This is a genomic window from Vibrio sp. 10N.261.51.F12 (genome assembly GCF_041471725.1).
In the GTDB taxonomy this organism is placed as follows: Bacteria; Pseudomonadota; Gammaproteobacteria; order Enterobacterales; family Vibrionaceae; genus Vibrio.
This window is the reverse complement of record NZ_JBFROV010000026.1, coordinates 1-14,819: the sequence shown is the minus strand read 5'-3', so window position 1 is coordinate 14,819 and position 14,819 is coordinate 1. Positions and strand designations below refer to the sequence as shown.

The following is a 14,819-nucleotide window of genomic DNA, read 5'->3' as shown; positions in this document are numbered from 1 at the left end:
TATTGTTAACTGAATTATATTCAGTTAACATCTGAAAGTAGCACCATCGTTTGTCTTAGGCGACCTCGCTAATATTCACCTCGTCAGCTTAATCAAGCAATCAATTAAACGAGGTTCACATGAAACAATCCACAAAAACACTGTTTACTCTTCTTCCTTTGACTATGGTCGTCGCTCAAACTATCAGTGCAGCACCGCTAGATAGCTACGATTTTTCATCGAACTCTAAAGAAGCGTCTTCCTATACGGCTAGTGCTAATCAAGAGGTGTATAAGCAGCTTGATTTTGACAATAAAAAAGCCTTTGAAGAAGTGGACCGTGGTTTTATTGCACCGCTTGAAAATGGTGGGCTAATCAAAGGCATTGCCGATGTCCCAGCTATGCAATTTGTCCAAGGTAAAGAGGCGCCTGATACAGTAAATCCAAGCCTTTGGCGTCATTCTCAGCTTGTTAACCGTGGTGGTTTGTATGAGGTGTTGCCCAACAAAATTTATCAAGTCCGTGGTAATGATGTGTCGAACTTAACCGTCATAGAAACAGACAACGGCATCATTCTTTATGATATTGAGTATTCACCTGAAACGATGAAAGCGGCGTATGAGCTCTACGCTAAACACAGAGGGAATAGACCTTTAAAAGCGATTATCATTTCGCATTCACACACAGACCATTATGGCGGTATTGAAGGTGTCATTAAATCAGGGCTAGCAACAGAAGAAGACATCGCTAGCGGCAAGATTCCCGTTTATGTTCCACAAGGCTTTGTCGAGCATGCGGTAGGCGAAAACGTTCTATTTGGCAACATCATGAGCCGTCGAGCTGTCTATCAATATGGTTTCTTGCTACCAAAAAATGAGAAGGGCGTTACGACTGCTGCATTAGGTCCATTGGTGGCAGCGGGGGCAAACGGGTTACCAACCACCGTTCATGAGATCACACAACAAAAAGAGTCGGTGACTATCGATGGTTTACAGTTTGATTTCCGTCTTGTTCCTGAATCAGAAGCGCCATCAGAAATGGTCTTTGAAATTCCAAAATGGGGCGCCGTGTCAATGGCTGAGGATGTCAATCATCTACAGCACAATATCTACACGATGCGCGGTGCAAAAACGCGTGACGCAGGAAAGTGGGCGAAGTACATCAACAATGCGATTGTGGAGTGGCATGACAGTGCCAAAGTGCTATTTGGTCCTCATACATGGCCAACATGGGGCAATGAAGATGTGATCAATTACATGAAAGGTCAGCGTGACTTGTACAAAGCCATTAACGATCAAACGACACGCTTAGCAAACTACGGTTATCGTCCTCGTGATATAGCGAAAAATATTGAGATTGCAGATCCAATCATGAAGCAATGGAACAACCGCGACTACTACGGCAACTTTGAAAACAATGTGATTGCGACGTACGTGAATAATCTAGGGTGGTTCGATGGAAACCCCGTCGAGATTGCGCGTCATACCGATGCGGATACGGGTAAACGTTACGTAGAAAGTTTCGGTGGCGAGAGTATCGTTATTGAAAAAGCGTTAGATTATTATCAACAAGGTGATTATGCGTTTACGGTTCAGCTCCTTAATAATATTGAGGCATATAACAAAGATAATACTCAAGCGAATTATTTAATGGCAGATGCGTTTGAACAGCTAGGCTTCCAAGAAGAAACGGCTCTTAATCGGAACTGGTATCTAATGGCAGCAAAAGAGCTACGTAGTAACGACTTGCTACCACAGGTTGTAAACTCAGCAGGCCCTGATGTGATTAAAGCGATACCGTCCGATCTCATGATGGATGTGTTTGCCACACGCATCGTTCCGCAAAAGTCGCTAGATGCTGGTCGTATTGCCTTTGATTTTGAACTCAATGGACAATCATTTGGTGTTGAGGTTGAAAATGGTGTGATGAATTCGACGCTGAACTTTCATCCAGAAGATTCAGCGGCGACAGTGAAAGCCGACAATATGACACTGTTTGGTATTATTGGACACAAAGTGACGGTTAAAGACGCCTTAGCAAGCGGCGCGTTGAAAGTCACGGGCGATCAGAGTGTGCTAGGTAAGTTTATGGGCGTGCTCGATAGCAATATCCCTGCGAGTTTCAACTTGATTCAACCGCGCATGAATAAATAAGTAACCTAGAAATTAAGAGAAGAAAGCCCACTGTATGCATACAGTGGGCTTTTGTTTATCTATGTAGTTGTAGTCGTAGTTGTCGTTTTTGTTCAATCTATTCTCCGTATGGAGCGTTAATATATTCGTTATTAAGACGCCAGAGTAGGGTGAACTCGTATCATTATCGGGTGAAGAAAATCTATGCTCGGCAAATAAAAACGACGAACCAATTTAATGGACATCATCATGTTAGACATAAAAAAAATCGACTCTGTAGCGGCATTGAAGGAATTCAAAGCGGAATATTTTGCTTCATCAACGGCACCATTAGATGGTATGTGGCATTTTGGCTTTGTACCAATGTCCGACCATTTTGGATTTTATGAAGACGGCTCGTTGGTTGGCTTTTGTGTGATTAATAGTGATAGTTACATGTTGCAGTTTTACTTATCACCAGCGTCTGGTATTAAGGCTGAAGAGTTGTTCTCGCTTGTTGCGCAAGGTAACAGTGCCGTCATTGGGGATGTCAAAGGCGCATTTGTGAGTACTGCCGAGCCTCGTTATCAATCTCTTTGCCTAGATAATTCATCGGGTTTTACAGTGAACGCAAAAATGTACCAACATAGTAATTTCGCGTTATTGACCAGCGCAGACCCCCTTCCTCTTCAGCTTGCGACTAAAGAGCAACTCTCGGAGTATGTGGCATTTTCGGTGCAAAGTATCGGGGCGCCTGAGGAATGGTTAACAGGCTATTATGGTAACTTAATTGACCGCCAAGAACTTTGGGGTTACTGGGTTGACGGGCAAATATTCGCAACGGGCGAGTGTCGTTTGTTTGATGATTACCAAACACATTACGCAGATTTGGGGATGATTGTTGCGCCAGACGAGCGTGGTAAAGGGATTGCTACCGGCGTATTATTAGCCTTAATCGAAACCGCTAAACAACAAGGCTTGACGGCAATGTGTTCTACGGAATCAAACAATATCGGTGCTCAAAAAGCGATTGAGAACGCTGGACTACGTGCATTGAACCGCCTTGTACAGTTTACTTTCGCCGTTGAATAGCCCCAAGAGATATAACTCAAGGAGAATGGGATGATCCACTGGCTAAAGCGGCCCACAAATGAGGTCGTCGCTCGGTATGTAGAATGCTTTTGGTTCATAGAAAAGCCAATGGGCTCGACCACATCATCATACCCTAAACTGAACCCTGATCCTTCTGGACATCTAATCCTATCGCCTCCATCTCAGCGTTATCAATATGCACATGATATCGTGCCACAAGATTGGGATTCGGAGCCTTTAAGCGGTTGCGGCAGCCATTGGTTGTTTCCTCATTGTCGAACCTACCAACTTGATCACTCAAAGCCTTTTTCACACTTAGGCATCAAGTTTAACGTTGGCGCGTTGTATGGCTTAAACATTGGTGGTACTGAGCCTATTTTGGATTCTGTTACGCCTGTTGAAATGGCAGCGTTAATCGGCCTTGAACAAAAGGAAGAGTCGTCATTGATCGAGTTGGCTAGAACGGATGTTGATCAATGCTGCTATCGTTTAGCGAATGTGTTGTTACCCTGGTTGGATACAGTACGGGAAGATCAGCATAGTGAGCTCACAAGACGAGCACTACCTCTGTTGGCTACGATGCCAATTTCAAGCTTAGGCACGCAGCTTCACTGTTCTCAGAGAACGTTAGAGCGAAGTTTTAGTAAAGTCGTTGGATTGACGCTGAAGCAGTTCCAAGCGATGAACAAGCTTGAGTTGATGCTTGCGTATCTTTATGAGCGAGAGAGCGCCGATATAGATTGGGTGACGGTAGCGTATCAATTTGGATTTAGTGATCAGCCACACCTTATTCGATACCTTAAAAAACACATTGGGTTGACGCCCAATCACTATATCCAACAACGTGATTTTACTATTGATATCTATGGTAGCGTGGAGGCGTTATCCCGATAAGTACGCTTGGTGTCTATTACTGTCCTTTAGGTTCACTATTATTCTCTAGATAGATTAATACTCTCGAGCGCCATTAATCTTCGCTAGAGACATGAATACCATCGATTACAACGGTGCTTCTTCCCAGCCACACTCTACTTTATGCACGATATCGTCTAGTTTTGTGGGCGTTAATCGGTCCGATGATTCGATGTTAAATCGGCACGCAATCTGTTGCTCAAATAGCGACCAGTGTTTGACGAGGCAAGCGTCGGTATCAAGACCGTCTTTTGACCAGGTTGCCTTTAACATTGGCAGCATACAGGCAGCACCATGCGCAAATAGCATCATCTGCCATTTCAGTTCCTGCATGTTCAGTGCTGTAGTGGGGTGCGCCGTATTGTATTCGTCGACAAGTTGCTGAACGATACATTCAATCTCACCGTGACTATCGATAAAATAATCAAAGAATTCGTTCTCTTGGCGCATCGCATCGGCAATGAGTTGGATGGGCTGTCGAATGACGATGACGTGCGCGAGCATCTCAACGGCAAATCGATACAGCTTGATATTGGCAGGCGTTGATTCTGGAAGCTCACCGAGCAAATGTAAGATGTACTTTTGCATGTACGCGTGCAAATGGTCACTGATGCAATACCAAATTTTATCTTTGCTACCAAAGTGATGACGGATCAAACTGTGCGATACGCCCGCTTTTTCACTGATATTGCGAATTGACACCCGTTCATAGCCAAGCTCACAGAACATGTCTGCGGCGGCGGTCAATATGATGGTTTTTGTCTCTTCTGCTGCAGTAGCGCTGCGGCGACCTTTTTTCTTCTCCACTCGATACCTTCTTTAATTTTGATACGCCTATATAGGGTACTGCATGTGCCTATCAATCGACAAGGCGTACATCAATGACTCATCAAGAATGCTTTATAGAGGTTTGTGGGTATATAACCAAAACAGCTCTGAATCAGACAAAAAATTATACTATACACATGTGCAGTAACTATTGATCTTGTGTAAATTATACATATACTGCACAACTGTAAAGTATAATTACAATATCAGAGATAAATACTATGAACACTTATCGTCTATTCAAACGAAGTGCTGTGATTGTTTTTCCTGCTCTGGCTGCCATCAGCCTGTCGGGATGCCATCCAGCTCAGTCAGAAGTTCATGAACCGGTGATCAAGCCCGTTAAGGTGATTGAGGTTCCGGCGTTAAATTTTGCGCCAATCAATAATTATTTGGCGCAAGTCGATGCAACCGATCGAGCGCAACTATCGTTTCAGGTAGGGGGCCAGGTAGCATCAATAGACGTTAAGATGGGTGAGTCGGTACAGGCGGGAGAAATCCTTGCGACGCTAGATCCGACCGACTATCAAGTGGCATTGGATGCTCGCCAGGCGGAATTTGATTTGGCAGACTCTCAGCTTACTCGCGCTCAGCAATTGTTTAAGAAAAAGCTCATCAGCGCAGATATGTTTGATCGTCAAGAAACGCAATATAAGGCTGCTGAAGCGGCGTTGGAGCAAGCAAAATCAGACCTAGGGTATACCCAAATTATTGCCCCGTTTGATGGCGTGATTTCAATGACCTATCACAAGGCGTACGAAGTCGTTGGCGAGAAACAACCGATATTGAATCTAATTAGCAGCAATGAATTGGATGTGACCTTTTCGATTCCGGTTCCTGTTGTGAAATCCATGACATTTGCTGAGCTTAAAGAACAGCTATTTTTTGTCACCTTAGACAGCCACCGAAACCAACAAATTGAAGCGACATTTCGTGAAATAGCGATGCAGCCAGATCTCGACACGAACAGTTATACGGCCTCAGTATCAATAAAAAAACCAGATAATATCAATATATTGTCTGGAATGTCTGGGCAGGTTTACATTCAACGTGAAACAACCGATCGCACTATTTCTCTGCCATTAAGTGCATGGATAAACCAACAAGATGGCGAAGGCCAAGTGTGGCGATTTGAGCCGTCAACTCAAGAGGTGCATCAAATTAAATTGATGCTCAATGAGCAAGGTGAAATTACGGCGGGCCTTCAACATGGCGACCAAGTCGTGGTGGCCGGTGCAAGAAATCTAATTGAGGGACAACAAGTTAAGTTGTGGACTCGTGAAGGTGGCATCTAATGAAGACGTTATTTTTCATGACATTCACCCTAGCGTTGATTGGTTTGCAAGGCTGTAATTCAGATGTGGCGATGCGCAGTGCCGCCAAGATGACCGTTGAGTCATTTGACGTCACTCAACCGGTATCAAAACAATTTCGTGAATTTCGTGGTCAAGTGGTAACGGCGGAGCAAACCGATCTTGCTTTTCGCATTAGTGGCGAGATCGCTCATCTTCTTGTAAAGCCCGGTCAGTCAGTTAAGAAAGGTCAGGTGATTGCAAAACTAGATGACAGAAAATTACAGCAACAGTACCGAGATGCTCAAGCACAATTTGAATTAGCGACCAAACAGCTACGTCGTGGAGCTGAATTGTTTGCCAAGGACATGATCTCGAGCTCTGAACTGGATGAGTTGACGTCTAATAAACAGTTGGCGAAGGCGCGCTACCAAAATATGCAACATCAGATTCAATACACGAGCTTGCGTGCCCCCTTTACAGGCGTTGTAGCCGATGTCGTGAAAGAGCGATTTGAGAACACCAGCCCAGCTGAAACCATTGCTTCAATATACCAAGCGGACAAAGTCTACGTAAAAATCAGCTTGTCAGATTATATTTTGGCGTCGATGACACCGGATACACAGAGCAACAATTATCAACCGCTGGCCTTTTTCCCAGGTAGAGATCAGGGGTTAACTATGCAATACCTAGAGCATTCTAGTGAACCCGATGCTACCTCTCGCGCTTATGAATTATGGTTGCAAATGCCACAGCCTAAACAAAGTATTTTACCAGGGACGAGTGTGGCAGTGCACGTTGATATGGTTGCTGCTGGCTTGAGTTCAATTCAAGGGTACCAATTACCGATGACAGTCTTAGAGCCTGGTACGTCGCCAGCTGAATTTTATGTTTGGAAATACATCGATGGGAAAGCCATCAAAACCTTAGTGCATGTTGACCAAATTAATAGTTTTGGTGTCATTGTTGACCAAGGGGTTACTGAAGGTGACGTGTTGATAAATTCAAGTTTAAGAAAGCTTCGAGATGGCGAGTTCGTTGCGCTCAAGGGGAATGAAGAGTAATGAGTCTGACGGAATATTCAATTAAAAATCGTGTGATTAGCTGGCTTTTTATCGTCATTTTGACCGCTGGCGGCATTATATCGTTTATGGATTTAGGGCGCCTCGAAGACCCTGCATTTACGATTAAAGATGCCATGGTTATTTCGACTTATCCAGGTGCGACCTCGACAGAAGTAGAAGAAGAGCTCACGTATCCACTGGAAAAGCAGATCAGACAGCTGCCTTATATCGACAATATCAAGTCAACGTCATCGGATGGAATGTCGCAGATTACGGTCAGTATGCGTATGGATTATGGTCCAGACGAATTGCCACAGATTTGGGATGAAATGCGTCGAAAAATTAATGATTTGAAGCCGAGTTTGCCAAGCGGTGTGAACTCTGTACAAATCATTGATGATTTTGGTGATGTGTTTGGCGTGATGATCATGTTGACCGGTGATGGGTATGATTATGTCGAACTCAAACGTTATGCCGATTACTTAAGCCGTGAGATTGAGTTGGTTGATGGCGTCGGTAAGGTCGCGATTGCGGGTGATCAGCAAGAGATGCTGTTTGTTGAGTTATCTCTTAACCGATTATCGGCACTCAATCTGGATATGAATACTGTCGCCGGTCTACTGAATCAGCAAAACAGTGTTCAGTCTGCTGGTGAGATCATGATTAATGGTGACAACCTAGCGATTCGTCCTAACGGTAACCTTAACTCTGTCGAATCGCTGGAGAATTTAATTATCCATGGTCGTGATACCGGTAATCTCATTCGATTAAAAGACGTTGCAACGATTTCAAAAGGTATCCAAGAAAAGCCATCGAATGTCATCACTTTTAATGGCAAACCAGCTATTAATCTGGCGATTTCATTTACATCCGGGGTCAATGTTGTAGATGTTGGGAATGTACTTGATGCAAAGCTTGCTGAATTGGAGAATATTAAACCTGCGGGCGTCAATCTTGATTATTTCTATAATCAATCGGCGGAAGTCGATAAGTCGGTAAAAGACTTTGTGGTTAGCTTAGCACAAGCGGTGGCGATCGTTATCGTTGTGTTGTTGTTTGCAATGGGCGTGCGTAGCGGTCTGATCATCGGCATCGTTTTATTATTAACGGTACTTGGTACTTTTATCTTAATGAGTATCAACAATATAGAACTCCATCGGATCTCCCTTGGCGCGTTGATTATTGCCCTAGGTATGCTGGTGGATAACGCGATTGTTGTCGTTGAAGGGATATTGGTTGGTCTAAAACAAGGCAAAACAAAAACCGAAGCAGCGAAGGCAATTGCGAAACAAACACAATGGCCGTTATTGGGTGCGACAGTGATTGCCATTACCGCGTTTGCGCCTATCGGGCTATCCCAAGACGCCACCGGTGAATTTATGGGTTCATTGTTTTGGGTGTTGTGCTTCTCGCTGTTCTTAAGCTGGATAACCGCATTAACATTGACGCCGTTTCTTGCAGACTTAATGTTGAAAGAAGAGGAGCCGACCGCTAAGACTGAAATAGAGGACCCTTATAAAGGCTTCTTGTTTACCAGTTTCCGCTGGTCGTTGGAGCTTGCTCTTAAACTGCGCTGGCTAACGGTAGCGGGTATGGTCGCGATGCTCATTGCTGCAATTATGGCATTTGGCATGGTAAAACAATCATTTTTCCCAGCTTCTAACACTCCGATGTTCTTTGTTGATATGTGGATGCCTGAAGGTACAGACATTCGTCAAACGCTAAAGCAGACTGAAAAAGTGGAAGCGTACATTAGCGCTCAAGACGACGTTGACTTTGTGTCTACATCGGTCGGTCAGGGCTTGCAACGATTCATGCTGACGTATCAGCCGGAAAAAAGTTATGAAGCTTATGCACAACTTCAGGTCCGAGCGACGAGCCGCGACGATATGTTTGCGTTGTTACACAAGCTTGATAATACGCTATCGCATGAATTTGCTGCGCCGTCATTCCAGTTACGTTTGATGGAGTTTGGACCTTCGCCAGCCTCTAAGATTGAAGCGCGAATAATCGGGCCGGATCCACAGATATTGAGAGACGTGGCCGTTCAGGTTGAAGATATCTTGCTCGCTGATTCAGGTGCTCGCAATATCCGCCATGATTGGCGAGAACGTACCAAGGAGCTGGTGCCACAATTTAATGAATCAAAAGCTCGTCGACTCGGGATTTCAAAAGAAGATTTATCGAATACGTTGCAACTCGCCTTTGGTGGCAATGCAATAGGTGTGTTTCGTGATGGAACTCAGCGACTACCGATTGTCACGCGTTTAACCGAAGAGGAGCGAGTGGACTACTCGTCGCTGCAAAACATATCAATATGGAGCCCGATGCTTCAGACCTATGTGCCTGTTGAACAAGTGGTTGATGATGTCACATTGGATTGGAGCGAGCCTTTGATCCAACGTCGTGATAGAAAGCGTACATTGACGGTTCTTGCCGATCATGATGTATTGGGTAATGAAACGGCAGCGACCTTATTTGCTCGTATCCAACCACAGGTTGAAGCGATTGCTCTGCCAGAGGGCTATTCATTAGAATGGGGTGGGGAATACGAATCGTCTAAAGATGCGCAAGAAAGCATGTTTAAGTCATTGCCAATGGGTTATTTGTTGATGTTTATCATCACAATGCTGTTGTTTAACTCGTTTAAAAAACCATTAGTGATTTGGCTTACGGTACCGTTGTCGATTATCGGTGTAGCCTTTGGATTGTTGCTTTCCGGTATGCCATTTAGCTTTACTGCCTTGTTGGGTTTGTTGAGCTTAAGTGGCATGATCTTGAAGAATGGCATTGTACTCATGGATCAGATCAACCTGGAATTAGGCACGGGTAAAGATCCATACCTTGCCATTGTTGATAGTGCCGTGAGTCGTGTTCGTCCTGTCAGCATGGCGGCCTTGACGACCATATTGGGTATGATCCCATTGGTGTTTGATGCGTTCTTTGGCTCAATGGCCGTTACGATTATGGCTGGGCTTGGATTCGCTACTGTACTAACACTGATTGTGGTACCGGTATTATTTGCAATTTTCTTTAGGATTAAACCGGCAAAATAGTGTTTGATTGACTTGCTCAAGCCCACGATTCTCGTGGGCTTTTTTTGTGTTAGACGTTTTTTATCTAGATAGGATCTTTTCTAGGAATGAATGAGAATTGCGACTAATTTGTGGTCGCAATTCGATATATCGATAAATTTGTAAGTAAGTTTCGACATCTTGATCAAAAATTCGCAAATAAATGACATAGATTTGGAATGTAATCCACATTTTCTGCAATGATCGTTTTCTAATCGACTCAACCTTGAACACAATATGGTCAGCAAATGATCAGACCACTAGGAGAATAGCAAAATGCCAACTAACTACTGTGCGGCGTGCAAGAAGAAAACAGCACACAAAGCGGTGATGAAGCGCAGCCCAAATGAAAGCACATCGATACTACAAAGCTTTCAACAGCTGATGTCTCAATTAGTCAGTGGCAGTGGTTACTACAAAATGGAACGTCACATTATTTGCCGTGTATGCAATCAAGAGAATCAAGTTGAGGCTAAACCTGTGTTAACTCAACAAGCCAATCTTGCTTAAGAGTAAATTTACTTACCTTAGATATAAGCTCAATCATACTTAGCGACTTTTGTGCTTGGCTGAAAATATGATCAGCGAAGTAAGATTAGTCGCAGAGTGTGATCGATAACGTTTTTACAATGCGTACATTTACCTTACAATCGAATAACAATATTTGTTCGAGATATTATAGTGGCTGTAACTGCATTAGATAAAATTGACCTAGAAATACTGCGAATCTTAAGTCGTAAAGGTCGAATGCCGATTGTAGAGTTGGCCAAACAAGTTAACCTCACCACTTCTCCTTGCTCCGATCGAGTGAAACGTCTAGAAAAAGATGGGTTCATTCTTGGTTATCATGCAGAACTAAATCCAGAAAAGTTGGGCTTAGATGTTCAAGTGTTTATCCATATCAGACTCGACCAAACGAGCTTCTCCATTTTTGAAAAATTTGCCAAAGCCGTAGACCTAATGCCAGAAATTGAGGAATGTTATTCTCTTTCGGGTGACTTTGACACCATGATTAAAGTACGCACCAAAGACATGAAGTCATACCAATCATTTATGTCCACTAAATTGGGTACCCTACCCGGTGTTATCCAAACTCGTAGTGAAGTGGTGATTGAAGAGCATAAGACAGGTTTTGGCGTCAATGCCGAGTTGTTAGATACACTGTAGGTATAACCCGTTCTCGCTTCCCTAAAGCTAAAATAATTAACAAACGCTGATACTCCCTTCTTTTTTAAGTCTTGTTTTAGAGACTGTGTTTTTCGTTTCTGAGAATCATAGAAAATAATACAACTCTCTGATATATATTTGTAATTAAATCTGGTATTTAGTGTTATATAAAGTCGAAATGTTAGTTAGCCTACCTATACTATTGTGTATGCAGTTATACGTAGGCAATTTGCTGTTTTGTTATTGATTATTCTATAGATATGTATCGACAGTCTTGGGTGTAAAGGAGCGCGCTATGGGTTTTGCAGTATTTTTGGGGCTGGCAAGTATTACGGGTACGTTAGTTCTTGATAAAAAAGGTCAGCTTAAGGTGTTAGCTGAAGGTATGGCGCTTCAGGAAGGAGATGTCGTTCTTTCTGTCATTGACGGCCAGTCGACCAATGACCTTGTTGGTGTTGATATCATTGGTGAAAACGGCCAAATTATCCAGTCAGCTCAATTTAGCCAGTCTGATGAACAAAGTGCCGCGGACATCATTGCTCAGATCGAAGCGGGACAAGATCCAACCCAAAATGAAGAAAAAGCGGCGGCGGCTGGCGAAAACTTAAGCTCAAGTATTACCAATGCGGCGACCATAGAAGTCACACATGATCAAGTATTGGCTGCTACCTTTTTCGAAACTAAAGGCCTTGCTCGAGACAACCTTACCCCAACACAATCCCAAACCCTGCTGAATGTATTAACTAACTCCGCACCTGTTACCGTGTTTGATAGCCGTAGCTTTGATGAGGAATCTCTGGACGGTGAGTTAAACCTTTCATTCCCTTCTGATCCGAACAACGACACGTTAATACTCACAATTACCGAGCTTCCTAAACTAGGAACCCTAACACTTGCTGACGGCACGCCAGTGACTATCGGACAGGTGTTGTCGAAGTCGGAGTTTGAGAGCTTGCAATTTGATGCGCCTGAAGAATACACCTTAGGCGATGATGCTGGTCAAATCTCATATACGGTTGATGATGGGCAAGGCGCTGATAACTCCGTACAAACTGGTGGTGTGTTGGTTAGCATCAATCCTATCAATGATATCCCCGAAATCATTGAGGTTGGTTCTGGACAACTTGTTGAAGCAGGAAGCTTAGATGATGGCTCAGCGGTTAGTGGGGTGGCCACGGCAAGTGGCAAAATAGAAGCAACCGATAATGATACGGATGCTAGCTTAATATTCGGTGTTCAGGATGCGACAAGTGACTATGGAACGATTGCTGTCGATGAAATAACAGGAGAATGGGTATTTACGTTAGATAACGATGCACCCGCGACCCAAGCGTTAAAGGAAGGTGAAACGATTGAGACAAGTTTTACTGTTACTGTAACGGATGATAAGGGCGCTCAAGTTACCCAGACACTTCCTATTACCATTCAAGGGACAAATGATGCACCAACATTTGGCGCGAGTGGCGATACGAGCGGTACGGTTACCGAAGCTGGTGATGGCATTGGTGATGACTCTGTTGCTACAGGAACCCTTGTAGCAACAGATGTCGACGCTGATGCGGCATTGAGTTATGAGGTAGTTGATGGATCAACTGACTTTGGTGAACTTACGTTTGATGATGATGGTAAATGGACATTTACGCTAGATAATGAATCCAACGCGACTCAAGCGCTCACGGAAGGTGAAATTAAGCAATTAGACTTTACCGTGACGGTGACAGACGAATTTGGTGCGACAAGTAGTGAAGTGATATCCATTAGTATCACTGGAACCAATGATAGTCCTGTTATTGTAGACCCAAGAGGAACAACGGGCACTGTGAGTGAAGCAGGTGTTCTTGACGATGGAACCCTAGTGCCAGGAGAAGATAATGCGGCTGGTATTATTCGTGCAACTGATTCAGATAGTGACCTTACTTTCTCCTTTGAAGGTGATAGTGGCTATGGTGAATTTAATGTAAATCCCGAAAATGGTGCTTGGACGTTCAATTTAGATAATGATTCTGCCGTGACGCAGGAACTCCGAGAAGGAGAAGAAGTTACGGTTGTATACAACGTCAAAGCAGAAGATGACAATGGTTCGTTTATTATTCAACCGGTCACGATTACGATTACAGGTACCAATGACCAACCACAAATTTTGTCAACGAGCGATCTTCAAGGAGATGTTGTTGAGGCGGGAAATTTAGATGATGGGACGTTAGTTGATGGTACTCCTGCTGCGTCTGGTACATTAATCGGCTCCGATGTTGACGCCAATGCCAACCTTACATTTTTCATCGAAGACGGCGCAAGTGACTACGGGTCAATGAATGTCACAGCAGATGGAGAATGGACGTTCACTCTCGACAATACCTCTCCCCAATCCCAAGCTTTAAAAGAAGGCGAAACTCACGAACAAGGTTTTATTGTCACGATTCGTGATGAATTTGGAGCGGTAAGTACTGACACTATTACCATCACTATTACAGGGACAAACGACCAACCTTTTATTACGAGTGAGAGCGATTTAACTGGCGCTGTTTCCGAAAGTGGCCATCTAGATGATGGAACCATAGTCGCAGGTATTCCTACTGCGACAGGGACGCTGCTTGGTGATGATGTCGACGCAGACGCTCAATTGTTATTCTCTATCGATGACGGCGTGAGTGATTACGGTGAGTTGGAAGTTCTGAGTAATGGTGATTGGACGTTTACGTTAGATAATGAATCAGCTCACACGCAAGCTCTGGAGGAAGGGCAGACTAAAGACATTAGCTATACGGTCAATGTGACGGATGAATTTGGTGCCGTGAATAGCGAAGTTGTCACTATTACTATTTCGGGAACCAATGATGTACCCGTAATCGATTCAATGAGTGATTTGTCCGGTGCGGTGACTGAATCTGGTGATAATGTTCCTGGCGCGGCAACAGTAACAGGGACAGTGATTTCTACCGACGTAGATGCTGATTCCATAGCAAGTTTCGGTTTTAGTGGTGATAGTGATTATGGTGACTTTGTCATAGATCCCATTTCAGGAGACTGGACATTCACGTTAGATGATACTTCTGATGCAACCCAAAGCCTTCAAGATGGAGCAACGCAAGACATTGTTTACACCGTTAGTGTCACCGATGACAAAGGTGCGATAACGACAGAAGAGGTCGTTATCACAATAACAGGCAGCAATGATCTCCCTGTTATTTCAGGTACCTCATCAGGTCAAGTAACCGAAGATAATACCGACGACATTGATGACCTTACAGGCGACCTGACAGTGGGCGCGAAAGTGGATATCAGTGACGTTGACCAAGACGA

10 protein-coding genes are annotated in these 14,819 nt (G+C 43.9%); 9 read left to right on the top strand and 1 reads right to left on the bottom strand.

Features of this window, described 5'->3' with window-relative positions:
* Positions 1–119: 119 nt before the first annotated feature.
* The 3 genes from AB4405_RS15525 to AB4405_RS15515 all read left to right on the top strand — a co-directional run bounded on the left by AB4405_RS15525 (position 120) and on the right by AB4405_RS15515 (position 4,076).
* Complete coding sequence (locus AB4405_RS15525; protein WP_372061703.1) at positions 120–2,132, top strand: alkyl/aryl-sulfatase; 2,013 nt, start codon at positions 120–122, stop codon at positions 2,130–2,132.
* A gap of 228 nt (positions 2,133–2,360) precedes the next feature.
* Positions 2,361–3,182: a GNAT family N-acetyltransferase gene (locus AB4405_RS15520; RefSeq protein ID WP_372061702.1), complete on the top strand. Its 822-nt coding sequence runs from the start codon at positions 2,361–2,363 to the stop codon at positions 3,180–3,182.
* A gap of 30 nt (positions 3,183–3,212) precedes the next feature.
* On the top strand, positions 3,213–4,076 hold the full coding sequence (locus AB4405_RS15515) for a helix-turn-helix domain-containing protein (protein ID WP_372061701.1): 864 nt from the start codon (positions 3,213–3,215) through the stop codon (positions 4,074–4,076).
* A 105-nt stretch (positions 4,077–4,181) separates the two neighbouring features.
* Here the strand turns inward: AB4405_RS15515 and AB4405_RS15510 are convergent, their stop codons facing one another.
* The gene (locus AB4405_RS15510; RefSeq protein ID WP_372061700.1) at positions 4,182–4,901 is read right to left on the bottom strand and encodes a TetR/AcrR family transcriptional regulator; all 720 of its coding nucleotides are present in this window, start codon (positions 4,899–4,901) and stop codon (positions 4,182–4,184) included.
* A 242-nt stretch (positions 4,902–5,143) separates the two neighbouring features.
* Here AB4405_RS15510 and AB4405_RS15505 point away from each other — a divergent pair, with 242 nt between their 5' ends.
* The 6 genes from AB4405_RS15505 to AB4405_RS15480 all read left to right on the top strand — a co-directional run.
* Positions 5,144–6,217, top strand: a complete 1,074-nt coding sequence (locus AB4405_RS15505; RefSeq protein ID WP_372061699.1) for an efflux RND transporter periplasmic adaptor subunit — start codon at positions 5,144–5,146, stop codon at positions 6,215–6,217.
* Positions 6,217–7,278, top strand: a complete 1,062-nt coding sequence (locus tag AB4405_RS15500; RefSeq protein WP_372061698.1) for an efflux RND transporter periplasmic adaptor subunit — start codon at positions 6,217–6,219, stop codon at positions 7,276–7,278. The genes AB4405_RS15505 and AB4405_RS15500 overlap by 1 nt, the downstream gene beginning before the upstream one ends.
* A complete protein-coding gene (locus AB4405_RS15495; protein ID WP_372061696.1) occupies positions 7,278–10,334 on the top strand; it encodes an efflux RND transporter permease subunit in 3,057 nt (1,018 codons plus the stop codon). The genes AB4405_RS15500 and AB4405_RS15495 overlap by 1 nt, the downstream gene beginning before the upstream one ends.
* A 294-nt stretch (positions 10,335–10,628) precedes the next feature.
* On the top strand, positions 10,629–10,862 hold the full coding sequence (locus AB4405_RS15490; protein ID WP_102470330.1) for a hypothetical protein: 234 nt from the start codon (positions 10,629–10,631) through the stop codon (positions 10,860–10,862).
* A gap of 171 nt (positions 10,863–11,033) precedes the next feature.
* Positions 11,034–11,519 (top strand): Lrp/AsnC family transcriptional regulator, encoded by a 486-nt coding sequence (locus AB4405_RS15485; RefSeq protein WP_372061694.1) that lies wholly within the window; start codon positions 11,034–11,036, stop codon positions 11,517–11,519.
* A gap of 295 nt (positions 11,520–11,814) precedes the next feature.
* Positions 11,815–14,819 (top strand): VCBS domain-containing protein (locus AB4405_RS15480; RefSeq protein ID WP_372061693.1); only part of this gene is annotated, 3,005 nt, incomplete at its 3' end.

Excerpts from the sequence above, each read along its gene's own strand:
- AB4405_RS15525 (WP_372061703.1), top strand. The coding sequence starts at position 120 with ATGAAACAATCCACAAAAACACTGTTTACTCTTCTTCCTTTGACTATG.
- AB4405_RS15520 (WP_372061702.1), top strand. The coding sequence starts at position 2,361 with ATGTTAGACATAAAAAAAATCGACTCTGTAGCGGCATTGAAGGAATTC.
- AB4405_RS15515 (WP_372061701.1), top strand. The coding sequence starts at position 3,213 with ATGATCCACTGGCTAAAGCGGCCCACAAATGAGGTCGTCGCTCGGTAT.
- AB4405_RS15505 (WP_372061699.1), top strand. The coding sequence starts at position 5,144 with ATGAACACTTATCGTCTATTCAAACGAAGTGCTGTGATTGTTTTTCCT.
- AB4405_RS15500 (WP_372061698.1), top strand. The coding sequence starts at position 6,217 with ATGAAGACGTTATTTTTCATGACATTCACCCTAGCGTTGATTGGTTTG.
- AB4405_RS15495 (WP_372061696.1), top strand. The coding sequence starts at position 7,278 with ATGAGTCTGACGGAATATTCAATTAAAAATCGTGTGATTAGCTGGCTT.
- AB4405_RS15490 (WP_102470330.1), top strand. The coding sequence starts at position 10,629 with ATGCCAACTAACTACTGTGCGGCGTGCAAGAAGAAAACAGCACACAAA.